The 20,257-nt window shown below is 69.6% G+C and carries 25 protein-coding genes, 1 tRNA gene and 1 pseudogene; 13 read left to right on the top strand and 14 right to left on the bottom strand.

The window, feature by feature from the left end; translation table 11 throughout:
- Positions 1-10 precede the first annotated feature (10 nt).
- Together sucD and OO69_RS05645 are read left to right on the top strand one after the other, a co-directional pair.
- A complete protein-coding gene (sucD, locus tag OO69_RS05650) occupies positions 11-892 on the top strand; it encodes a succinate--CoA ligase subunit alpha (protein WP_033279290.1) in 882 nt (293 codons plus the stop codon).
- Between the two features lie 187 nt (positions 893-1,079).
- Complete coding sequence (locus OO69_RS05645) at positions 1,080-2,666, top strand: aldehyde dehydrogenase family protein (RefSeq protein WP_033279289.1); 1,587 nt, start codon at positions 1,080-1,082, stop codon at positions 2,664-2,666.
- Between the two features lie 32 nt (positions 2,667-2,698).
- Here OO69_RS05645 and OO69_RS05640 read toward each other — a convergent pair whose 3' ends face one another.
- Complete coding sequence (locus OO69_RS05640; RefSeq protein ID WP_033279288.1) at positions 2,699-3,628, bottom strand: LLM class flavin-dependent oxidoreductase; 930 nt, start codon at positions 3,626-3,628, stop codon at positions 2,699-2,701.
- Positions 3,629-3,700: 72 nt separating this feature from the next.
- Between OO69_RS05640 and OO69_RS05635 the strand changes: the two genes are divergently transcribed.
- The 4 genes from OO69_RS05635 (at position 3,701) to OO69_RS48765 (ending at position 5,211) form a co-directional block, all read left to right on the top strand.
- Positions 3,701-4,144 carry a MarR family winged helix-turn-helix transcriptional regulator gene (locus OO69_RS05635; protein WP_033279287.1) on the top strand — a complete coding sequence of 148 codons (444 nt, stop codon included), beginning with the start codon at positions 3,701-3,703 and terminating at the stop codon, positions 4,142-4,144.
- A gap of 189 nt (positions 4,145-4,333) precedes the next feature.
- Positions 4,334-4,418 (top strand) — tRNA-Leu (locus OO69_RS05630).
- Between the two features lie 116 nt (positions 4,419-4,534).
- The gene (locus OO69_RS52885; RefSeq protein WP_033279566.1) at positions 4,535-4,702 is read left to right on the top strand and encodes a hypothetical protein; all 168 of its coding nucleotides are present in this window, start codon (positions 4,535-4,537) and stop codon (positions 4,700-4,702) included.
- A 134-nt stretch (positions 4,703-4,836) separates the two neighbouring features.
- A complete protein-coding gene (locus tag OO69_RS48765; RefSeq protein ID WP_051800789.1) occupies positions 4,837-5,211 on the top strand; it encodes a hypothetical protein in 375 nt (124 codons plus the stop codon).
- 103 nt (positions 5,212-5,314) lie between these two features.
- Here OO69_RS48765 and OO69_RS05615 read toward each other — a convergent pair whose 3' ends face one another.
- From OO69_RS05615 to OO69_RS05590, 6 genes are read right to left on the bottom strand one after another with little or no spacing between them, the layout of a single operon-like run.
- Complete coding sequence (locus OO69_RS05615) at positions 5,315-6,919, bottom strand: fused response regulator/phosphatase (RefSeq protein WP_033279286.1); 1,605 nt, start codon at positions 6,917-6,919, stop codon at positions 5,315-5,317.
- The gene (locus OO69_RS05610) at positions 6,909-8,363 is read right to left on the bottom strand and encodes a sensor histidine kinase (RefSeq protein WP_051800788.1); all 1,455 of its coding nucleotides are present in this window, start codon (positions 8,361-8,363) and stop codon (positions 6,909-6,911) included. Before OO69_RS05610 ends, OO69_RS05615 begins: the two co-directional genes overlap by 11 nt.
- An 18-nt stretch (positions 8,364-8,381) precedes the next feature.
- The gene (locus OO69_RS05605) at positions 8,382-9,440 is read right to left on the bottom strand and encodes an ATP-binding SpoIIE family protein phosphatase (protein ID WP_063744414.1); all 1,059 of its coding nucleotides are present in this window, start codon (positions 9,438-9,440) and stop codon (positions 8,382-8,384) included.
- Positions 9,437-9,859, bottom strand: coding sequence for an anti-sigma regulatory factor (locus OO69_RS05600; protein ID WP_033279284.1), 423 nt, complete (start codon positions 9,857-9,859; stop codon positions 9,437-9,439). The genes OO69_RS05605 and OO69_RS05600 overlap by 4 nt, the downstream gene beginning before the upstream one ends.
- Positions 9,856-10,227 (bottom strand): STAS domain-containing protein, encoded by a 372-nt coding sequence (locus OO69_RS05595; protein WP_033279283.1) that lies wholly within the window; start codon positions 10,225-10,227, stop codon positions 9,856-9,858. The genes OO69_RS05600 and OO69_RS05595 overlap by 4 nt, the downstream gene beginning before the upstream one ends.
- Positions 10,224-11,075 (bottom strand): STAS domain-containing protein, encoded by an 852-nt coding sequence (locus OO69_RS05590; protein WP_033279282.1) that lies wholly within the window; start codon positions 11,073-11,075, stop codon positions 10,224-10,226. The genes OO69_RS05595 and OO69_RS05590 overlap by 4 nt, the downstream gene beginning before the upstream one ends.
- Positions 11,076-11,299: 224 nt before the next feature.
- Here OO69_RS05590 and OO69_RS52880 point away from each other — a divergent pair.
- Positions 11,300-11,386, top strand: a pseudogene (locus OO69_RS52880) (ATP-binding protein); the annotation flags it as partial.
- Between the two features lie 8 nt (positions 11,387-11,394).
- Here OO69_RS52880 and OO69_RS05585 read toward each other — a convergent pair.
- The 3 genes from OO69_RS05585 to OO69_RS05575 form a co-directional block, all read right to left on the bottom strand.
- Positions 11,395-11,592 carry a hypothetical protein gene (locus tag OO69_RS05585; protein WP_033279281.1) on the bottom strand — a complete coding sequence of 66 codons (198 nt, stop codon included), beginning with the start codon at positions 11,590-11,592 and terminating at the stop codon, positions 11,395-11,397.
- Positions 11,593-11,629: 37 nt separating this feature from the next.
- Entirely contained in the window at positions 11,630-11,800 is a 171-nt protein-coding gene (locus tag OO69_RS05580; protein ID WP_033279280.1) for a hypothetical protein, read from the bottom strand.
- Between the two features lie 130 nt (positions 11,801-11,930).
- A complete protein-coding gene (locus OO69_RS05575; RefSeq protein WP_033279279.1) occupies positions 11,931-12,419 on the bottom strand; it encodes a flavin reductase family protein in 489 nt (162 codons plus the stop codon).
- A gap of 232 nt (positions 12,420-12,651) precedes the next feature.
- On the opposite strand from OO69_RS05575, the gene OO69_RS05570 reads away from it, so the two are divergent.
- The 4 genes from OO69_RS05570 (at position 12,652) to OO69_RS05555 (ending at position 15,835) form a co-directional block, all read left to right on the top strand.
- Positions 12,652-13,341 (top strand): HemK2/MTQ2 family protein methyltransferase, encoded by a 690-nt coding sequence (locus OO69_RS05570; protein ID WP_199810888.1) that lies wholly within the window; start codon positions 12,652-12,654, stop codon positions 13,339-13,341.
- Positions 13,322-13,534, top strand: a complete 213-nt coding sequence (locus OO69_RS05565) for a CDGSH iron-sulfur domain-containing protein (RefSeq protein WP_033279278.1) — start codon at positions 13,322-13,324, stop codon at positions 13,532-13,534. The genes OO69_RS05570 and OO69_RS05565 overlap by 20 nt, the downstream gene beginning before the upstream one ends.
- Entirely contained in the window at positions 13,531-14,547 is a 1,017-nt protein-coding gene (locus OO69_RS05560) for an iron-containing redox enzyme family protein (RefSeq protein WP_051800787.1), read from the top strand. Before OO69_RS05565 ends, OO69_RS05560 begins: the two co-directional genes overlap by 4 nt.
- A 121-nt stretch (positions 14,548-14,668) precedes the next feature.
- A complete protein-coding gene (locus OO69_RS05555; RefSeq protein ID WP_234444345.1) occupies positions 14,669-15,835 on the top strand; it encodes an AI-2E family transporter in 1,167 nt (388 codons plus the stop codon).
- Between the two features lie 132 nt (positions 15,836-15,967).
- Here the strand turns inward: OO69_RS05555 and OO69_RS05550 are convergent, their stop codons facing one another.
- The 3 genes from OO69_RS05550 to OO69_RS05540 form a co-directional block, all read right to left on the bottom strand.
- Positions 15,968-16,822 carry an RNA polymerase sigma factor SigF gene (locus OO69_RS05550; protein ID WP_033279277.1) on the bottom strand — a complete coding sequence of 285 codons (855 nt, stop codon included), beginning with the start codon at positions 16,820-16,822 and terminating at the stop codon, positions 15,968-15,970.
- 200 nt (positions 16,823-17,022) lie between these two features.
- A complete protein-coding gene (locus OO69_RS05545) occupies positions 17,023-17,376 on the bottom strand; it encodes a PRC-barrel domain-containing protein (RefSeq protein WP_033279276.1) in 354 nt (117 codons plus the stop codon).
- A gap of 86 nt (positions 17,377-17,462) precedes the next feature.
- Complete coding sequence (locus tag OO69_RS05540; protein ID WP_033279275.1) at positions 17,463-17,633, bottom strand: hypothetical protein; 171 nt, start codon at positions 17,631-17,633, stop codon at positions 17,463-17,465.
- 181 nt (positions 17,634-17,814) lie between these two features.
- Here OO69_RS05540 and OO69_RS49940 point away from each other — a divergent pair, with 181 nt between their 5' ends.
- Positions 17,815-17,991 carry a CsbD family protein gene (locus OO69_RS49940; protein WP_078652302.1) on the top strand — a complete coding sequence of 59 codons (177 nt, stop codon included), beginning with the start codon at positions 17,815-17,817 and terminating at the stop codon, positions 17,989-17,991.
- A 92-nt stretch (positions 17,992-18,083) separates the two neighbouring features.
- Here the strand turns inward: OO69_RS49940 and OO69_RS05535 are convergent, their stop codons facing one another.
- Entirely contained in the window at positions 18,084-18,473 is a 390-nt protein-coding gene (locus OO69_RS05535; protein ID WP_033279274.1) for an ATP-binding protein, read from the bottom strand.
- 701 nt (positions 18,474-19,174) lie between these two features.
- On the opposite strand from OO69_RS05535, the gene OO69_RS05530 reads away from it, so the two are divergent.
- Positions 19,175-20,152, top strand: a complete 978-nt coding sequence (locus tag OO69_RS05530; protein WP_234444344.1) for a sugar ABC transporter substrate-binding protein — start codon at positions 19,175-19,177, stop codon at positions 20,150-20,152.
- Positions 20,153-20,257 lie beyond the last annotated feature (105 nt).

Genomic DNA, 20,257 nt, shown 5'->3' with positions numbered 1-20,257 from the left:
GAGCCGGGACATGGCGATCTACCTCACCAAGGAGAGCAAGGTCCTCGTCCAGGGCATGACCGGCGGGGAGGGCATGAAGCACACCCGCCGGATGCTCGCGGCGGGCACGAACGTCGTCGGCGGCGTCAACCCGCGCAAGGCCGGCCGTACCGTCGACTTCGACGACCGGGCCGTACCGGTCTTCGGGTCGGTCGCCGACGGTATGCGGTCGACGGGAGCCGATGTCAGTGTCGTGTTCGTGCCGCCCGCCTTCGCCAAGGCGGCGGTGATCGAGGCGGCCGACGCGGGCATCGGCCTCGCCGTCGTCATCACCGAGGGCATCCCGGTCCACGACTCGGTGGCGTTCACGGCGTACGCCGCGTTGAAGGGCACCCGGATCATCGGCCCCAACTGCCCCGGTCTGATCACCCCCGGCCAGGCCAATGCGGGCATCATCCCCGCCGACATCACCAAGCCGGGCCGCGTCGGCCTGGTGTCCAAGTCGGGCACGCTTACCTATCAACTCATGTACGAACTACGGGACATCGGCTTCTCGACCTGCGTCGGCATCGGCGGAGACCCCGTCGTCGGTACGAGTCACATCGACTGCCTCGCCGCGTTCCAGGACGACCCCGACACCGAACTCGTCGTCCTCATCGGCGAGATCGGCGGCGACGCCGAGGAACGCGCCGCCGCCTACATCCGCGACCACGTCACCAAACCCGTCGTCGGCTACATCGCCGGCTTCACCGCACCCGAGGGCAAGACGATGGGCCACGCGGGCGCCATCGTGTCCGGCTCCTCGGGTACGGCGGCGGCGAAGAAGGAGGCGCTGGAGGCCGTAGGAGTGAAGGTCGGACGTACGCCGACGGAGACCGCCCGGTTGGTGTTGGACCGGTTGAATCTCCGGTGAGAGGCGCTGGACCTCAGGCAAGAGGCACTGGCGCTCCCGCGAGCGGCACGTGATGTCACTCATAGTTGATGTGCCGTCACTGTCGCGCTCCTTCGAGCGCAACTAGCCTCACCTGTACGACAGTTCGCGAGTTGGACCGTTCCTGCCTCACCCCGCCCCGACTGTGCACCGAGAGCGGAGCAGAAGCATGGCATCAACCCTCAGCCCCAACCCCGGCCCCACCTCCACCCCCTCCCTTCACCCCCCGACGCTTAAGGCGGGCACGTCCTGGAGTGACGCCTGGCGGCGTTGTCTCGCCGTCGCGCCCGAGGCGTTCCAGGACGACCGTGTCCTCAACCTCTGGAACGCGGCCTGGCAGCGGGACGGCCGGGCCCTGCCCGCCACCACACCCGTCGACGGCAGCCCTATCGCCGGCCCGCCCCGCTTGGACCGGTCCACCGCCCACCAGGCCGTACGCGCCTCCCTCGACCAGCACCGCGCCTGGCGCCACGTCCCGCTCGACGAGCGGCGCGCCCGCGTCGCCGCCACGCTGGACGCCCTGACCGAGCACCGCGAACTCCTCGCGCTGCTGCTGGTCTGGGAGATCGGCAAACCGTGGCGGCTCGCGCAGGCGGATGTGGACCGGTCCATCGACGGTGTGCGCTGGTACGTCGACGGCATCGAGCCGATGCTCGCCGGCCGCACCCCGCTCGACGGCCCGGTGTCCAACATCGCGAGCTGGAACTACCCGATGAGCGTGCTCGTCCACGCCATGCTGGTCCAGGCGCTGGCCGGAAACGCGGTCATCGCCAAGACCCCGACCGACGGCGGCGTCGCCTGCCTCACCCTGGCCGCCGCGCTGGCCGCGCGCGAGGGGATTCCCGTCACCCTCGTCAGCGGCAGCGGAGGCGAGCTGTCGGAGGCGCTGGTGCGTGCGCCCGAGATCGGCTGCGTCTCCTTCGTCGGCGGGCGCGACACCGGGGCCGCCGTGGCAACAGCCGTAGCCGACCTGGGCAAGCGGCACATCCTCGAGCAGGAAGGACTCAACACCTGGGGCATCTGGAACCACACCGACTGGGACACGCTCACCGCGATCATCCCCAAGCTCTTCGACTACGGCAAGCAGCGCTGCACGGCGTATCCGCGCTTCGTCGTCCAGCGTGAGCTGTTCGACGAGTTCCTCACCGCCTACCTCCCCGCGGTCCGAACTCTCCGTGTCGGCCACCCTCTTGCGGTCCAGCACGCTCAAGACCCCTACCCGGAACTGGACTTCGGGCCGGTCATCAACGCGGCCAAGGCCAAGGAACTGCACGACCAGGTGGCCGAGGCGATCGACCGCGGCGCCGTACCGCTGCACCGCGGCAAGTTGTCCGAGGCCAACTTCCTTCCCGGGCAGGACACTTCGGCGTACGTCCGCCCCGTCACGCTCCTCAACCCGCCTCCGTCGTCCCCGCTGCACCACGCGGAACCGTTCGGCCCGGTCGACACCATCGTCCTGGTCGACACGGAGGCGGAGCTGCTGGCCGCGATGAACGCGTCCAACGGTGCGCTGGTCGCCACCCTGTCCACCGACGACCGCGCGACCTACGACCGACTGGCCCCGCAGATACGGGCGTTCAAGGTCGGCCACGGCACACCACGCTCCCGAGGCGACCGCGACGAACTGTTCGGCGGCTTCGGCGCGTCCTGGCGCGGCGCCTTCGTCGGCGGCGAACTCCTCATCCGGGCGGTGACACACGGGCCGGTGGGGGAGCGGCTGCCGGGCAACTTCCCGGAGTATCAGCTCATGCCGTGATCTGCGGCCGGGCAGCACTCGCGTCCACCTGGTCAGTGCCGCCCGGCGATGATCTCGTCGGCCAGCCACCGGGCCACGCCCCGCGGATAGGGGCGCGGCAGACTCAGCACGATGTGGTTCATCCCGGCGTCGACGAGCCGCCGGACCGTCTCCCGTGTCGCGGCCGGATCGTCGTACGACACCAAGAGCTGCACCGAGCGTGTGATCTCGCCCGGGTCGCGGCCCAGTTCGGCGCAGTGCGCGTCGAGGACGCGGGCGCGCTCGGCGACGTGGTCGACGGTGTTGTGCGGCGGTCCTGGAACGTTCCAAATATCTGCGTGCTCGGCGACCAGCCGTAGCAGCCGGGTGCCCCAGCCGCCGATGAGCAGCGGGGGACCCAGTCGCTGCACGGGCTTCGGCTCGCACCGTGTGCCGCGGAGCCGGTAGTGGCGGCCCTCGAAGTCGAAGACGTCCCGGGTCCACATCCCCTTCAGGATCTCGACGGTCTCCGCGAGCCGCGCGAGGCCCTCGCCGGGCGGGACGAGCGAGAGACCGTACGCCTCGTACTCGGCGATCGCCGGATTGGCGCCCTCGATTCCCCCGGCCCCCGGCGGCTGATGCGTGCCGCCGACGCCCAGTCCGAGCACGAGACGCCCACCAGAGATCACGTCCACCGTGGACGCCATCTTGCCGAGCACGGCCGGCGGCCGGATGCGGTTGCTGGTGACGAGGAGCCCGAGCCGCAGCCGCTCCGTCTGCGCGGCGAGCGCGCTCAGCAGGGTCCAACTCTCGTGTATCTGCCCGTCCTTCGGCCCGGCGACCGGCAGCAGGTGGTCCCACAGCCAGGCATCCGCGATCTCCGGCACGGTGTCGGCCTCCAGTAAGACCCGCCGGATGTCCTCGTACGGCACATGCATGGGGGTGGTCTTGATTCCGAAGCGCACCGTGGTAGTGGGGGTCATGACGTCCGCGTTGTCTGCCATGGCCGTCAGTATAGTAAATCATCAGGAGCGCTGACGATCAGATGAGGGATTCAGTGGGGATACAGTCGACGAATGGCCAACGATCAGCAACCCGCGCCCCTGGAGTCCCGGCTCGGCTACCTCCTCAAGCACGCCCAGGCCAGACTGGCCAGGACGTCGGCGGAGGCGCTGGCGCCGCACGGAGTGGACGGCCACGAGTTGGCCGTACTGGTGGTGCTCGCCGCGGGGGAGCCGTTGTCGCAGGTCGAGGCGGCCGGGCGGCTCGGGGTCGACCGGACCACGATGGTGTCGTTGATCGACGGCCTGGAGGACCACGGTCTGGTGGAGCGGCGCCGCAGCCCGCAGGACCGCCGTAAGAACATCGTCGAACTGACCCCGGAGGGCCGGGACTGCCTGCGTCAGGCCGAGCGGGCACGCCGTGCGGCGGAGCGCCGTTTCCTCGCGCCGCTGGACGAGGAAGCGGCGGCGTCGCTCGTCCGGGCGCTGCAGGCGCTGGTGCTCACGGAGCGGGAGTGAGCGGGTGGCGGGATCCGGCCTGCGTTCGTAGTCGACCGTTCACCCGCAGTGGTGGGTTTCCGCAGGTCGCGGGTGCTCCGCGGTCCGCGCTCCCAGGGGTGGATATGCAGGTGAAGGGCACTCCGAAAGCTTGGTATTGTTGTCCATGTCGCCGCGGGGAACACCCCCCGGCCAGGCGGCAGACACCTGGTCCGGGTGGCGGAATGGCAGACGCGCTAGCTTGAGGTGCTAGTGCCCTTTATCGGGCGTGGGGGTTCAAGTCCCCCCTCGGACACAAGCTCTGTGCATGTGGATGGTGTTGGCTGGGCTCCAGTCAACACCATCCTTTTTTCGTGGTCGTATGTCATGCGGCACCGAGGGCGCCAGGGTCTTCCGGAAAGGGGGATCCGTATTGGTGCGTTGATTCTTCTGATTCTCCTCGCCCTCATATTGGGTGGCGCCGGATTCGCTCCTCATATTCTGTGGTGGATCGTTGTCGTGGCCGTTCTGTGGCTGCTGGGATTCGTCTTCCGGAGTGCCGGATGCGGTGGGTCGAGGGGCCGTTGGTACCGGTGGTGACCTCGCGCGGTGCGTAGTCGAACATTAAAATTGTGTGGGACGGAAAACGGTGGGCACTCGACCTGCCGAGGGGCGCCCACCGGAATACCGGACGGGCTTCCTCGGTATTCGCGCACTGCAAGGGGAGGTTTCGCATGACGGACAACGTATGGGGTTACCAGGCCGAGTCGGGCCACCAGCCGGGCACTGATCTGACCGGATTCAAGGTCGAGGCGACGGACGGCAGTATCGGCAAGGTCGACAAGCACTCCGACGAGGTCGACGACTCCTACCTGGTGGTCGACACGGGTGTGTGGATCTTCGGCAAGGAGGTCCTGCTCCCGGCGAGCACGGTCGTGAGCATCGACCCGAACGAGAAGAAGGTCTCCGTCGGCCTCACCAAGCAACAGATCAAGGACGCCCCGGAGTTCAACCGGGAGAAGCACCTCGGCGACCGCGGTTACCACGACCAGGTCGGCACGTACTACGGCACGGGCGGCGGCGGTCCCTTCGGCGGCCCGCTCGTCTGATCCGGCAACTGCCGCGAGCACCACGGCCCCGGGATTCCGCGAGGAGTCCCGGGGCTCTCGCATGCCCCGTCGTACGAAGCCGGTCGGCGACGAGGTCGGCCGCCTACGAGAACAGGGCGGCGATCAGGGCGATGTCGTCGTCCTTGTTGTGCCCGAAACGCGCGAGCAGCAGATCGCACAACTCCTCGAGATCGTCGGGGCCTTCGGTGACCGCGTCGCTGAACTCGCCGAGTGTGGTGTCGAGATGGGCGGTGCGTACCTCCACGAGGCCGTCCGTGACCATGAGCAGGCGGGTGCCGGGCGGGGCCGGTACGACGGTGGGCGGGGGATGCGGGAGTCCCATGCCGAGGAGCGGGCCGTGAGGGTGGTGGAAGCGTGGCCCGTGGTCCGGGTCGATCAACAGCGGGGGAATGTGACCGGCGTTGGCGATGTGCAGTCGGCGGTCGTGCGGGGTGACGAGGGCGAGGCAGAGGGTGACCGTGACGCCGGGCTGCGACTGGCCGAGCAGCGTTTCCAGGCGTTCCAGGATGTGGTGGGGAGGGTGGCCCTCGATGGCGTAGGCGCGCAACGCGTGACGTACCTCGCCCATCACGGTCGCCGCCGTCACCGAGTGCCCGACCACGTCTCCGATGGCGAGCAGCAGGCCGTCGACGGTCCGCACGGATTCGTAGAAGTCCCCGCCGATCTCGGCGTGTTCGGAGGCCGGGAGGTAGCGGAAGGCCAGTTCGACGCCGGGGACCGTCGGCAACTCCTTGGGGAGGAAGGAGCGTTGCAGGGCCAGGCCCAGGGCGTGTTCCTCGTTGTACGTGCGCAGGGCCTCCAGGGCCAGGGCGCTCGCGTTGGCCAGCTGCTGGAAGAGCTGCTCGTCGTCGGGGCCGGCCAGGGCGGCCGCGGGGACCGCCAGGCAGACGGGAGGACGGCCGCGTTTGGTGCGGGCGACCGCGAGCGCTATCTCGCCGGGCAGGTGGTCGGCCGGCAGCAGGGCTCGCCACCGGTCCTGCGGCACACGGACGACCGCGACCCCGGTGTCCTGGTTCAGGCCCTGCGCCGCCAGTCGGTCCAGGAGGCCGGGATGGGCCGGATGTGTGCGTACGGGGGTCCGCGGGTCGTCGATCATGCTGTGCACGGCCTGCGCCTGGGGCGAGAGGAACACCGCGCTCGCCGGACTGTCCAGCACTCCGGCCGCGCCGCCGGTGGCCGCCGAGGCGAAGGAGTGGAAGCCCACGGCGCTGTACACGTCCAGCGTCGCCGTGTTCAGGGCGATGAGGCGTCGCGTGAGCCGTTCGGCGCGCTGGCGGGCCCGGGCGTAGCGCAGGGTGGCGGTGACGGTGGCGAGGAGTTCGCCGGGGTCGATGGGCTGGTCGAGGTAGGCGTCCGCGCCCCGGCGCAGTCCCTCGGCGTGGTCGTCGGCGCTGGTGGCGGCGGCGGAGATCTGGATGACCGGCAGATGGACCGTCCGCGGGTCGTCCTTGATGCGTTCGCTGACCTCGAAGCCGCTCATGTCGGGCAGCCGTACATCGACGATGGCGAGGTCCGGCAGCGCGCTCTCGGTGGAGTGCAGCCGTGCGAGCCCCTGTTCACCGGTGGCGGCGCCGACGACGGTGTGTCCCGCGCGCCGGAGCCAACTGGTGAGGACGTAGCGGTTCGTCGCGTTGTCGTCGATGACCAGGACGGTCGCGGGTGAGGGATCCTGGACGTTATCGGTCATGACCCGACCCTCCGGTGTCCGGTTCTTTCGCGGGTTCCCGGCCGAGATCCGGGAGGCGTACCTGTACCCGGGTGCCGACCCCCGCGGTGCTGGTGAGGGTGAGGGAACCGCCGAGCAGTTCGGTGAGCGTGCGGGCGTAGGGCAGGCCCAGGCCGGTGCCGGGGCGGCCCCGCTGGTGGGGGCCGCGGACCTGGTAGAACGCCTCGAAGACCCGGCCGAGTTCGTCGGCGGGGATCCCCACTCCCGTGTCCGTGACGGTGAACAGGACGGCGTGCGGGGAGAGTTCGGGGTCGACGGCGACGTCCAGGCGCACCTCGCCCCGCTCGGTGAACTTCAGGGCGTTGGACAGGAGGTTGCGCAGGATGCGGATCAGCAGTGTCTCGTCGGTCACCAGGGCGGGCTGTTCTTCCAGACCAGGGGTGACGAGGGTGACCTGGTCGTGGTCGGCGCTGCTCATGAGGAGGCTGCCGAGGTGGGCGAACAGCAGCCGCAGATCAACCGGTTGAGGATGGATGTCGAGGTGACCGGCCTCGGCCTTGGCGACGTCCAGCAGGTCGTTCACCAGCGACAGGAGGGTGTGGCCGGAGGACGCGATGAGGTCGACCTGTTCCCGCTGCTCCTCGGTGAGCGGTGGTGAACCGGTCGCCAGCAGCAGGGCGGAGAGGCCGACCACGGAGTTGACCGGAGTGCGCAGTTCGTGGCTGATGTTGGTCCAGAACCGGGTCTTGGCCTCGCTCGCCGCCAGCAACTGGTGCCGCTTGTCCTCCAGTTCGGAGTGCAGGGCCAGTACGCCACTGTTCGTGGTCTCCAGCTCCTGGGTCAACTCCGAGTAGAGCGCGAGCACTCCGCGGTTGGTCTCCTCCAACTCCTCGTTCAGATGGAGGAGTTCCTCCCGCTGGGCGCGGGTCTCCTCCAGGGCGGCGACCAGGTCGCGGGTCTGGGCGCGCAGATCGTCCGCCTCGGTGGAGCGGGCGCCGCCGGCGAGCACTTTGACCAGACGTGCGCGCAGGTCGGCCGCCGTCAGCCCCTGTGCGGTGAGCGGCTGGGTGACGACGATACGGCTGACCGTGGCACCGGCCTCGTGGTCGACCCGCACGAGCTTGGCCGCCAGGTCGAGCGTGTCCCGGGCCGGCGGCGGTCCGCCGATCCAGACGAACGTGATGACGAGGGCCATCGGCTGCGCCGCGGCGTCCAGGCCGAAGGCGACTTCCAGGCCGCGGCAGCCGAGCCGGTCGCGGCCCAGTTCGCTCAGCGCGGTGGCCAGCCGGACCTGGTCCTGGTGGTCCAACGCCACGGCGGCCGCGGCCTGTTGGGCGCTGCGCCGCAGGCCGAACACGTCCTGAGGCGTGGCGAGACCGAGGGACGCCACCCGGCCGGCGTCCGGCGAGCGGTCGTGGCGCAGTGCCCCGCCGCGCGGGCCCGGCTCAGCCGTGTCGGCCGGCATGCCCGCTCCTCTCCCCGGTCACCAGGCGCCCTTGACCACGACCGCACACGCGTCGTCCAGCCGTACGGCCGCCTCGCGCAGCAACTGCCCGGCCATGACGAGCGGTGAGTGACCCAGAAGGCCCGGCAGGGCCGCCGGGTCCCAGCGTTCGGTCAGCCCGTCGGAGTGCATGACCAGGGCGCCGTGCGCGGGCAGCGGCTCCTCGAACGTCCGCAGCCGCCGCATGTGCGCGCCGACGATCCCGGGGGCCGACAACAGCGCGCGGCGGCCACCGTCGTCGACGAGGAAGCCACTGACGTTGCCGATGCCGCAGTACAGCAGCCGTCCCGCGGCGGGCTCGATCCGTGCCACCGCGACCGCCCCGCCCCGCGTCCCGCGCAGCGCGCGGTGTACGGCGTTGAGGACACCCTCCGGACTGAGATCCTGCGTGGCGTGGAACGCCCTGACCGCGGCTTGGCTCGCGCGCTCCGCGAGCGGTCCGTGGCCCAGACCGTCGCAGAGCATGACCAGGAGCACGGGGTGGTCCCCGTCGCCGTCACCGCCCACCGCGCGTACGGCCCAGGCGTCCCCGCACACGGTCTCCCCGCTGATCGGCCTGGTCACGCCAGCGGCGGGGGAGTCGCCGGGGGAGTCCACGACGGCTCTGCCGTCCCCGGTGCGCGGCCAGAACCGGGCGGCCATGACCGTGCCGCGGCCGGGCACCGAGTGCAGGTCGAAGTGGTCGGCGAGGCGGGAGACCGCGCCCAGGCCGATGCCCAGGGTGCCCGCGCTGGACGTCCCGTCGGCGAGCGCGGCGGACACGTTCGTCATCCCGGGCCCCGAGTCCACGGTGAGGAACTCCACCCCGGCCGTGTCCCCGGAGCGCACCACCCGCAGCAGCAGGGCACCGTCCACGGCGTGCCGCTGTACGTTCGTGGCGGCCTCGGTGACGGCGAGGGCGACCTCGCCCGACCGATGGCCGCTGAGCCCGATGCGCCGGGCCAGCGCGGTGGCCGCGCCCCGGGCGGCCACCGACAGGGACGGTCCGTCCCGGAACCACGCGAGGTCCTCGGACTCCAGGAGGGTCGTGGTACTCATCGCGCCCACTTGATGATGGTGACGGCCGTGCCCTCGCCGGGCGCGGTACGGAGCTTGAAGTCGTCGACGAGCCGCTTGGCACCGCTCAGGCCCAGCCCCAGGCCGCCGCCCGAGGTCCAGCCGTCCGTCATGGCCTGCTCGACGTCGGGGATCCCCGGGCCGGTGTCCTCGAAGACCGCGCCCACCCCCCGTCTGCTGTTCGCGCTCACCAGCCCGGCTCTGACCGTGCCCCCGCCGCCGTAGGTCAGTGTGTTGCGGGCGAGTTCACTGGCCGCGGTGATCATCTTCGTCTGGTCGACCAGGGACAGACCGCACCGCTGGGCCAGCGCCCGGATCGCCTGGCGGACGTGGACGAGATCACCGCTGCGCTCGACGGCGTAGACCTGCGGCTCTTCGTCGGCTGTCCAGGGCGCTGTCACCTGGGGCCCGTACTGGTGGACCGGCTCAGCTTCGCCAGCCCCTTCTCCAGATCGAGAGCGGTGCTGACACCGCCGAGCGAGAGACCCAGCTCGACCAGGGTGATGGCGACGGCCGGGCGCATGCCCACGACCACGGTCCTGGCGTCGAGCACCCGCGAGATGGCCGCCACCGTCGCCAGCATGCGCCCCACGAAGGAGTCGACGATCTCCAGAGCGCTGATGTCGATGATGACGCCCTGGGCGGACTTGGCCACGATCTGGTCGGCCAGATCCTCCTGGAGATTGAGGACCGTCTGGTCCTCCAGGTCGAACTGGACGGACACCACCAGGGTGTCCCCGATCCGCAGGATCGGAATGCGCTCGCTCATCGCTGCGCGCCGGTGTGCGCGACCAGGTCCACGCCCGACCTGCGCAGGGCCAGCTTGAGGGCGTCCGCCAGGCTCGCCTTCGTCACGATGCCGTCGAACTCGATCCCCAGCGCGACGATGGTCTGCGCGATCTGCGGACTGATGCCGGACACCGTGCACTCGGCGCCCATCAGCCGGGCGGCGACGATGGTCTTGAGCAGGTGCTGGGCGACCTGGGTGTCCACCGCGGGAACGCCCGTGATGTCGATGATCGCCTGCTCCGAGCCGGTGTCCACGAGGGCCTGCAGCAGCTTCTCCATCACCACCTGGGTCCGCGCCGAGTCCAGGGTGCCGACCAGCGGTACGGCGATGACCCCGTCCCACAGCCGCACCACCGGCGTGGACAGCTCCAGCAACTGCTCCGCCTGCGCGGTGATGAGTTCGTCCCGTGTCTGTGTATAGGTCTCGATCGTGAAGAGCCCCAGACTGTCGAGTATTCGGGCAAGCCGCAGATAAGCGCGTATGTCTTCCGCGGTGCCCTTTTCCAGCACGGGTTCGAGGACGCGTTTCAGCGCGAATACGCTGACGGCGGTCTCGCTCGGCGAAAATCCCTGCCGGGCACGGTTTCTCGACAATTCCGTCAAATGGGCGCGGACTTCGGACATGTGCTCCGAGTGGACATCCGTGGCGCCCTTTCGCAGCGCGTCCACCAGGGCTTCGTACAGCTCACGCAGTTCACGATTGAGCTCTGCCGCGCTGACGCGGCCGCCGAGTGACCCGGTCACCTCTCCGACCCAGGACGCGGCCAGATCCTGCCCTTCGACCGACAGGAGCCCCACCAGGTCCACGGCGTTGTCTCGCTTCACCATTCAGGTACTCCTTCGATATTCACATGTAGGTGTCAGGACTGACCGGTGCAGCCTACGGCACGTGTGTGGAGGTCATTTCTCCATTGCCCGGCGCACGATGCGCAGGCGGGAAATGAGGGACGGCAGGGGGAGCCGCGCTCTGACACGCGGTCAATTCGACCGGCAGGAACATGAGGTACGTCGGGCCGGGTGGGCGTCGGCCCGACGACGGGAACGGAAGGTGACACGGGGTGGCCGTCTCCGCCCGGGCCATGGACCTCACGCGCCTGGTGGTCAGCGAGGCGGTCACCAACGCCCGCAGACACGCTCCGGCCCGCTGCTATGCGTCCGGTTCATCCGGTACGGCAGCCTGGGTGCTCTCCCCGGAGGGCCGTTCCTCGGCGCCGCCCGATGCGGAAGCGTCCTCCGGTGTGCGGGGACGGGCCGCTTCCTCCGCCTCCTCCCGGGCCTCCGGGTCGCCGTCCTCCCCGGGAGCCTGCGACGGAGGGGTGGGACGTGCGTGTTCGTGCTTGGTCATCGTTGCTCCAGTTGGTGCGTGAGGGCTGTGCGGAGGACTACCAGCGATACCAGCGCCCCCGACTTCCGCTCGCGCTCGTTCCGCGCACGAGGAACCCCAGGAGCCAGAGGACGAGTACGACCAGGGCGATCCACCAGAGAATCTGGACCGCGAAACCGGCGCCGAAGAGAATCAGCACCACGAGCAACACCAGCAGGATGGGAACCATGATTGAACCTCCTGACCGCCGAGTGCCCTGAATCGTTCAGGTCAGACGCCCTGACGGCGGCCGATCTCGATGGTCGGGCCCTTCCGGTTCGGACCGTGTGCCGGCGGGGCCGCCCTCGGGTCCCCCGTGCTCAGTCCGCCGGGTGGCCCGGGGCGATGCCCTGGGTGTCGTTCAGGGTCAGCAGAGGGGTTCGGTCGTCCGCGAAGTTCTCCGCCGCCTCCGGAGCGAGCAGGAAACCGACGTGGTCGCCGCCGTCGACGCGGTTCTCCACCCGGCCGACGAACCAGGCGGGGGCCTCGTCGAGGATCACTGATCCGCCCGGTCCCGGATGCCACGGGACGTCCGCGAACTTGTCGGTGCGGTCGCCGGTCTCGCCGCCGAAGTGCCGGGCCAGCCGGTCCTGGTCGTGGCGCAGGAGGTGGACCGTGAGGCGTTCGGCGTGCTCGGCGACCCGGTACGTCCGGTTGGCCCGGGACAGCCAGACCATGAATCGGGCGGGCTCGATCGAGCACTGCGAGGCGAATCCGACCAGACAGCCGGCTCGTTCCCCGGCGGCCTCGGCGGTCACGACGTACATCGGATAGTCGAGCAGGTCGGTGAAGGGGTCGAGATCGGTCACGGTGCCTGGCTCCCGCCTCAGGAGATCGGACGCCGGTGCGCGGCTCCGACGCCCTGATGATCGTAGAAGTGTCCGTTGTGCCGTGTGAGGTCCGGATTGCCGGGCACTCGGCGCAGTGACGCATTGGTCGGGTGTTCCCTATGAGGTTCGCCCGTGAGGCGCCTCCTCGCATGGAACCACCCGACGGGTGCGTCCGGTGACACGCTCGGGGCGCGGGCTGTGAGGTGTACGGGTGTTCAGCACGACGGCGCGAGACGACGGCGGGGGTGCCACGGTACTGGCGCCGTGGCGGGTGTACGCCCCCCAGCACGACACCGAACTGCTGACGCGGGCACTGGACCGGGAGCGCGTCGGCGCCGGAGGCGCGGTCCTGGACCTGGGAACCGGTTCCGGTGCCCTCGCCCTGGCCGCCGCCCGGCGGGGCGCCCACGTCACCGCCGTGGACCGGACCTACCGGGCGGTCCTCGCCACCCGCCTCAACGCCCGGCTCGCGCGCCTGTCCGTCGAAGTCCTCCGCGGTGACCTGTTCGGCCCGGTCGCCGGCCGCCGGTTCGACCTCGTCGTGAGCAATCCGCCCTACGTCCCGGCACCCGGAGCCGCTCCCGGCCGCCATCGTGCCGCGGTGGCGTGGGACGCGGGTGCCGACGGACGCCTCCTGCTGGACCGGATCTGCCGCAGGGCGCACACGTCGCTGCGTCCCGGCGGCGCGCTGCTGCTCGTGCACTCCACCCTGTGCGGCATCGCGCCGACCCTGGCCGCCCTGGAGCGGTCGGGACTCGAGGCCCGGGTGACCGACCGGCGTCTGGTGCCCTTCGGTCCCGTACTCCGCTCGCGCACCCCGTGGCTGCGGGAGCAGGGGCTCGTCGACGCCGGCGAGGAGAAGGAAGAGCTGGTGATCATCCGTGCCGAACGGACCCGCTGAGCCCGCGCACCGCGTCACGCTGACGAACGACGGGCCGATCCTCCTCGAAGGACCGGTCGAGGTCGTGCTCGACGACGGCACCACCGTGTGTTCGGACCGCTTCGTCGTCGCCCTCTGCGTCTGCCGCCGCAGCCGCTCCTACCCCTGGTGCGACACCAGCCACCGTGCCCGAGCCAAGAGGCGGACCCCATGACCACCACCGCACCGCCCACCCGGGACCACACCACGGGCCCCGCGCTGCCCCGCAGCAGGGGCGACCTCTCCCGTACGGTCCGCCAGGCCCTGACCCGCCCCGCCGGGACGCCGCTGCCGCAGCGGGTGACGGCGGCGTACGCCGACCCGTACGGCGACGATCTGCAACTCGCCCTCTACCTCTGCTACGAGCTGCACTACCGCGGCTTCGCCGGCGTCGAACCCGGGTGGGAGTGGGACCCCGGCCTGCTGCGGCTGCGGGCGGAGATGGAGCACCGCTTCCTGTCCGCGTTGCGCGCCGACGTCGGCCCGCCGAGAGGGGCGGAGGACGCGCTCGCGGACCTGCTCGTGGAACCCGCCGAGCCCGAAGGACCCTCCCAATTCCTCAAGGAACAAGGGGAGTTGTGGCATTTCCGGGAGTACGCGGCGCAGCGCTCCCTCTATCACCTGAAGGAAGCCGATCCGCACGCCTGGGTCATCCCGCGGCTGACGGGACGCGCGAAGGCCGCGATGGTCGCCGTGGAGTACGACGAGTTCGGCGCCGGACGGGCCGAGCGCATCCACGCCCGGCTGTTCGCCGACCTGATGACGGACCTCGGCCTCGACACCGCGTACGGGCACTATCTCGACGCGGCCGGCGCGGAGATGCTGACGAACGTCAACCTCATGTCCCTGTTCGGACTGCACCGGGTGCTGCGCGGAGCCCTGGTGGGCCACTTCGCGGCCGTGGAGACCACCTCGTCGCCCGGCTCACGACGTCTCGCCCACGGCCTGCGCCGCATCGGCGCGGGTGCTGCCGCCGTCCACTTCTACGCCGAGCACGTCGAGGCCGACGCGGTCCACGAGCAGATCGTCCGCCGGGACGTCGTAGGCGGCCTCCTCGAAAGCGATCCCTCGCTCGACGAGGACATCGCCTTCGGCGCCGACGCCACCGAATGGACCGAGAACCGGCTCGGGAACCATCTCCTCAACGCCTGGCGGGACGGCCGTAGTTCACTGCGTACGCCCCTGTGACCGGCTCCCGGCGCATCGGCCGGACAGACGGGCTCCGCGCGTACGCGGTACGAGCGGAGTGCCTGGGTACCCGGGAACGGTGCCACCCACCCATTGGAGGCAGCCGAGGAAAGGCGTCACGATGTCTGCGCAGTCCGAGTCCGGGTCCACCCGGGACGAGCACGGCGGGCCGGAAGGGGCGGACCTGAACGGCTCCGACGACGGACCGGCCGACGCCGTACGGGAGTTCCGGCAGCCTCCGCAACGAGCATCACGCGGCGGGCGCAGGCGGTCCTGGGTGACGGTCGGCTTCGCTCTGGGGCTGGGGGCGAGTCTGGCCTGGCTCACCGTCCAGACCGTGCTGCGGGTCAGCTCGATGCTGACCCTGCTCCTGCTGGCCGTGTTCATCGCGATCAGCCTGGAACCACTCGTCGTCTGGTTCACGCGCCGGGGTCTGCGGCGCGGCTGGGCCGTCGCGATCGTACTGACGGGATTCGTCGTCGTGCTCGCGGGATTCCTGGCGCTGGTCATTCCGCCGGTCGCCAAGGAGATCAGCGCGCTGGTCGACGCGGTGCCCGGCTGGCTGGAGCAGCTCCACAACCACCAGTCCACGATCGGCCGCCTGGAGGACCGCTACCACGTGGTCGAGAAGGCCAAGGAGCAGATCGGCTCGGGATCCGGAGCGTCCGGTCTGGCGGGAGGCGTCCTGGGTGCCGGGCAGCTGGTTCTGAGCACGGTCACGTCCACGGCGATCGTGATCACGGTGACCCTGTACTGCATGGCGGCCCTGCCGACGATCAAGCAGTTCGGCTACCGCTTCGTGGCGGCCAGCCGCCGCGAGCGCGTCGAGGGCGTGGCCGAGGAAATCATGAACCGCATCGGCAAGTTCATGCTCGGCAACCTGGTCACCTCGGGGATCGCCGGAGTGGCGACCTTCGGCTGGTGCGCGGCCACCGGCGTCCCGTATGCCGCCGCGCTGGGCATCTTCACCGCCCTGATGGACCTGATCCCGATCGTCGGCTCCACCCTCGCCGGAATCGTCGTCAGCCTCGTCGCGCTCTCCGTCTCCCTGCCCATCGCGATCGCGACCGCGGTCTTCTACGTCGTCTTCCGCCTCGCCGAGGACTACCTCATCGTGCCGAGGGCCATGAAGTTCGCCGTCGACGTCCATCCGCTGGTCACCGTCCTCGCGGTGCTGGTCGGCGGCGCGCTCCTGGGCATCATCGGCGCCCTCGTCGCCATCCCGGCAGCCGTCGCGGCCGGCCTGCTCCTCGACGAGTACGTCTTTCCCGAGAAGGAGCGGAAGTGATGCCGCGTCGGCAGTGGACGTGCCGGGCAGGCGGGCCGTGTTCGTCGGCGACACCGGCTCGGGACGGGCCTGAAGGCCGCGGGGCCCGGGCTGTCTGCCAGGACCCCGCGGCCTCCTCGGACACCGGTGTGGTCAGTTCGTGGTGAGCATGCCCGCGCGGAGTTTGGCGAGGGTGCGCGAGAGGAGGCGGGAGACGTGCATCTGGGAGACGCCGAGGTGCTCGCCGATCTGGGCCTGGGTGAGTTCGTCGACGAACCGCATGTGGATGATCTGCCGTTCGCGGTCGTCGAGTTCGGCGATCAGGGGGGCCAGGGCGTTGAAGTCCTCGACGAGTTCGAGGGCGTTGTCGTCGAGGCCGATGAAGTCGGCCAGCGCGGCTTCGCCGTCCTCGCTGGAGCTGATGGCCGCGTCGAGGGAGGCGGAGCTGTAGCCGTTGGAGGCGAGACGTGCCTCGTTGACCTCTTCCTCGCTGAGGCACATCAGCTCGGAGAGTTCCTTGACGGTGGGCATACGGCCGAGCCGGCTACGGAGCTCTTCGTTGGCCTGGGCGAGCTGGATGCGGGCTTCCTGGAGACGGCGCGGGACGTGGACGGCCCATGAGGTGTCGCGGAAGAAGCGCTTGATCTCGCCGACGATGTAGGGGACGGCGAAGGAGGTGAACTCGACTTCGCGGGTGAGTTCGAACCGGTCGATGGCCTTGATCAGCCCGATCGTGCCGACCTGGACGATGTCCTCCATCTCGTCCTGGCCGCGGCTGCGGAACCGCGAAGCCGCGTACCGGACGAGCGTGACGTTCATTTCGATGAGCGTGTTGCGCGCGTACTGGTACTCGTGCGTGCCCTCTTCGAGGACGGCGAGCTGGTCGAAGAACAGCCTGGTCAGCTGGCGGGCGTCCTTGGGGGCGACCCGCGAGGGGTCCGCGATCTCCGGCAGCACCCCGGTCTGTGCCTCTGCGGTCTGTGTCTCTGCCGTCTTCGTCACCGTCATGTCAGGCCCCTCCCGTGTGATCCAGTCGCCGTGCCGCCGGTTCCTTGTCCGCCGACAACAATCGGCCTACCCCGGTTCGGAGAATGCATACCGGGTGACTTCGGAGTGGGTTCGAAGGCAGCCTCCGGACCCGGTCCCCCGGACGCCCGAAGGGGCCGGCCGGAGTAGCTCCGGCCGGCCCCTTCGGGCTGATGCTGAGGTCAGACGACTCGCTGGGTCTGGTAGTAACTGGCGACCTGCTCGTGGTAGCCGGCGTCACCGACGTGCTTGTCCTTGTCGAACTCCGGGGACTCCCTGATCTGGTCCTTCGTGAGGCCGACGTAGATCTTGCGCTCGGCCGGGTCGAGCGTCTTCACGGTTCCGGCGGGCAGCAGGACGTGCTTGCCGAAGATCCACACGCCGGTGTCGACGACGAGATACGCGGAGGCGACGTCGTCCGAGTACTTGTCGACCTTGCCGATGCTGCCGTCGGTGGCCTCGACCGTGTAGCCGATCAGGTCGGTGCCCGCGGTGTGGCCGGTGGTCGGCTCGTAGCCCCAGATGTTGTCACTCATAAAGAACGGCTCCCTCATCGAGATTATGTGTTGTTCCCGCAGTCGAACCGTGGGGTCTTGCGGGTGCTGTCGAATTCGGTGCCCGCCTACCAGCGGTACCAGCGGCCGCGCTTACCACCGCTTGCCGCGGGGCGGATAACGAAGCCCAGGACCCACACGACCAGCACGATGACGGCGATCCACCACAGGGCCTTGAGTGCGAAACCGGCACCGAAGAGAATCAGGGCAAGCAGAAGAACAAGAAGAATAGGAACCATTGTTATCAACCTCCGCCCCCTCGTGTGCCCCGCGGAATGACCTGTATTCCTGCGTGTCCTCTGTGTTTTCTGGACGGCCCGGCGCTGCTGGAAGTGCGTACGGAAACTGTCCGGTTTGAAGGCGGAATCCGCGGTGAGACGGGTGGCGAACCCGATTCGAGACAGGCAGGGGTGAGTGGTTGTGGCTGCGAACGAGAAGGCCAAGGCGAAGGTCGAGCAGACCAAGGGCAAGGTCAAGAAGGTCGTCGGCGGAGCGGTGGGCAACGCGTCCCTCAAGGCCGAGGGCCGTGCCGAGGAGACCAAGGGCAATCTGCGCGCGGCCAAGGAGAAGGCCAAGGACGCCATCAAGCCCAAGTAGGGCACCACTCCTGATCCTGGTCCCGGCAGCCCGTTGGCTGCCGGGACCAGTTGCTGATTCAAGGCCCCGGCTGCTGTTTCAAGGCACCGGCGTCACCGGGCGAGGAGGGCGCTCACGGTCTTGCCGCCGGCGGCCCGGCTGGTCACGGTGGTGGCCCGGGCGAGGCGGTTGACCATGGGCCAGCCGAAGCCTCCGGTGCCGCCGTTCAGGTCGGGGGTGCGCATGCGCGGCGTCTGGGGGCTGCGGTCGTGCACGGCGACCTCGATGCCGTCCGGGTGCGCGGTCAGGTCGAGGGTGCAGGTGCCGCCGCCGTGGCGCAGGGCGTTGGTGACGAGTTCCGAGACGACCAGGGCCACGGTGTCGGCGGCCTCGGCCGCGATCGGCCGGTCGAGACCTCCGAGGAAGTCCCGGGCTCTTTCGCGCGCGTCGGCGAGGGACGTCGCGGAGCGGACGGTTGCCACGTTGACGCTCATCGTGTTCATCAGGTCTCCCCGGTCTCTGGATCGTCGTCCGGTTCTGCCTGCCGGATCTTGTGCCCCCGCCTGCGGCTCGTTAACCAGGCGGGGCAGCCCCTCGGTCCAGGCTTCGGCTGCGGACGTGCGCACCGGGAGACGCGACGTTGGCTTCGCCGGCGGGTGGTGCGGTACGGAGCGCGAGCATGCGCGGAACGCAAGCAAAGGTTGCGCCACCGTGCCCTCGCCATCCGGAGATTCGCTCTGCTAGCTTCCCGCCTGGGCCGAATTCAGCGGTGAATTCTGCCCCGTCTCCTTCATGTCAATCACGCGGAGAAGGATTTTTCTGCGTTTCCACTAGAACGTTCCAGTTCATGGCTGGGCGAACGCCGGAAGAAAGCGAGCCTCGTGAGAACGGCCGCGCTTCAGGACGGCATCGCTTTACGCCGGGGCAAAGGGGCGGAACCGGGTGCGCGGGTGCCCCGGCGTCAGAACCGCGGCGTGTTCGACTTCGGCCTTCTTCACGGCCGCGCCACCGCCCCATGGGCCCCGTTGAGCAATTCACGCCCATCCTGCGACCCGTCCGCGCGTCGCCAAGTCGACCGTGTGCCCTCGCCCGGATCCGCGTCACCGTCGTCCGCCTCGGCGACGGCGGCCCCGTACCTCCTCTTCCCCCATCGCAGGGTTCCCCTGCAACAGCCCAGCGCTGTCTGCCTCGACACCGACGTCACGTGCAGCAGAAAGGCTCCCTCCTCATGCCCCTGTCCAGCAGACGACTGCTCGCAACGGCCGTTGGCCTCGGTCTCCTGGCCACCGGATGCACCCTGGTTCCCACCGACAGCACCCACACCACCGGCCCTGTCGTCTTAGGGTTCATCAACGGGGGCACCACGTCGTTCCACACCTGTCTGCGGACGGCGGTCACGAAGACCACGTCGAACAACCTGGCAAAACTGCGGACCGCCGACTCGAACGGGAGCAAGTCCGCGGAACTGCGCAACGTGCGGGACATGATCGCGCACAAGGTCGACGCCATCATCCTGCTCAGCGTGGACGCCAGTGCCCTGGACGCCGACATCGCCGCGGCGCGGAAGGCGAAGATCCCCATCGCGCTGATCGCGGTGACGCCTTCGGACGACAGCGAGATCCTCGGAGCCGTCGTCAGCGACCTGCCCGGGATAGGCAAGTTGGACGCCCAGTGGGTCGACGACGACGCCGCCGGAAAACCGGTCGAGGCCGGTGTGATCTCCGGCGACGGGAGTACGTCGTCCAACCTGATGGTCGACGGATTCACCAAGAACCTGGCGGACAACGTTCAGGTGGTGGGGGACGAGCGGGGCATGTTCGTCCGGGCGACGGCCAAGGCCGCCGCGGCCAGGATGATCCAGGCTCACCCCGACCTCCAGTACGCGTTCGTGGCCAACGAGGACATGGCCTTCGGCGTGCGGCAGGCGTTCGACGCGGCGGGTGCGCACAGCGTGAAGATCGTGACCGTCAACGGCACGGACCAGGGACTCGCCGCACTCAAGGACGGGAAGTTCGCGGCGACGGTCTCCAACTCGGTCCAGGACCTGGGAGCACTGGCCGTGACACACACGCTCGCCCTGCTGCGAGGGGATGAGAAAGACAAGGTCGAACACATCGATGCCCGTCTGGTGACCAAGGCCAACGCGGACACCGCGCCCGTGTATTGCGATACGGATGACTGAACTGATCGGCCAGGTCAAGGCGTCGAGGAGGCCGTCGGCTTCAGCCTCGGCGCCTCGCGGGATGTCAGGTGGTCGGGGTCGGTCGCTCGGGGTTGCCGGCGAGGA

Origin of the sequence: Streptomyces sp. NRRL F-525, from assembly GCF_000716605.1 — a bacterium.
Classification (GTDB): domain Bacteria; phylum Actinomycetota; class Actinomycetes; order Streptomycetales; family Streptomycetaceae; genus Streptomyces.
This window is presented reverse-complemented; position numbering and strand designations above follow the sequence as displayed.

Bases quoted from the DNA above. Each gene is read 5' to 3' on its own strand.
- OO69_RS05545 (WP_033279276.1), bottom strand. From the start codon at position 17,376: ATGAGTGACAACATCTGGGGCTACGAGCCGACCACCGGCCACACCGCG.
- OO69_RS05555 (WP_234444345.1), top strand. From the start codon at position 14,669: ATGTCTGCGCAGTCCGAGTCCGGGTCCACCCGGGACGAGCACGGCGGG.
- OO69_RS48765 (WP_051800789.1), top strand. From the start codon at position 4,837: ATGACGGACAACGTATGGGGTTACCAGGCCGAGTCGGGCCACCAGCCG.
- OO69_RS05535 (WP_033279274.1), bottom strand. From the start codon at position 18,473: ATGAACACGATGAGCGTCAACGTGGCAACCGTCCGCTCCGCGACGTCC.
- OO69_RS05540 (WP_033279275.1), bottom strand. From the start codon at position 17,633: ATGGTTCCTATTCTTCTTGTTCTTCTGCTTGCCCTGATTCTCTTCGGT.
- OO69_RS05550 (WP_033279277.1), bottom strand. From the start codon at position 16,822: ATGACGGTGACGAAGACGGCAGAGACACAGACCGCAGAGGCACAGACC.
- OO69_RS05590 (WP_033279282.1), bottom strand. From the start codon at position 11,075: ATGGTGAAGCGAGACAACGCCGTGGACCTGGTGGGGCTCCTGTCGGTC.
- OO69_RS05615 (WP_033279286.1), bottom strand. From the start codon at position 6,919: ATGACCGATAACGTCCAGGATCCCTCACCCGCGACCGTCCTGGTCATC.
- OO69_RS05605 (WP_063744414.1), bottom strand. From the start codon at position 9,440: ATGAGTACCACGACCCTCCTGGAGTCCGAGGACCTCGCGTGGTTCCGG.
- OO69_RS05635 (WP_033279287.1), top strand. From the start codon at position 3,701: ATGGCCAACGATCAGCAACCCGCGCCCCTGGAGTCCCGGCTCGGCTAC.
- OO69_RS05585 (WP_033279281.1), bottom strand. From the start codon at position 11,592: ATGACCAAGCACGAACACGCACGTCCCACCCCTCCGTCGCAGGCTCCC.
- OO69_RS05640 (WP_033279288.1), bottom strand. From the start codon at position 3,628: ATGGCAGACAACGCGGACGTCATGACCCCCACTACCACGGTGCGCTTC.
- OO69_RS05595 (WP_033279283.1), bottom strand. From the start codon at position 10,227: ATGAGCGAGCGCATTCCGATCCTGCGGATCGGGGACACCCTGGTGGTG.
- OO69_RS05560 (WP_051800787.1), top strand. From the start codon at position 13,531: ATGACCACCACCGCACCGCCCACCCGGGACCACACCACGGGCCCCGCG.
- OO69_RS05610 (WP_051800788.1), bottom strand. From the start codon at position 8,363: ATGCCGGCCGACACGGCTGAGCCGGGCCCGCGCGGCGGGGCACTGCGC.
- OO69_RS05645 (WP_033279289.1), top strand. From the start codon at position 1,080: ATGGCATCAACCCTCAGCCCCAACCCCGGCCCCACCTCCACCCCCTCC.
- sucD (WP_033279290.1), top strand. From the start codon at position 11: ATGGCGATCTACCTCACCAAGGAGAGCAAGGTCCTCGTCCAGGGCATG.
- OO69_RS05580 (WP_033279280.1), bottom strand. From the start codon at position 11,800: ATGGTTCCCATCCTGCTGGTGTTGCTCGTGGTGCTGATTCTCTTCGGC.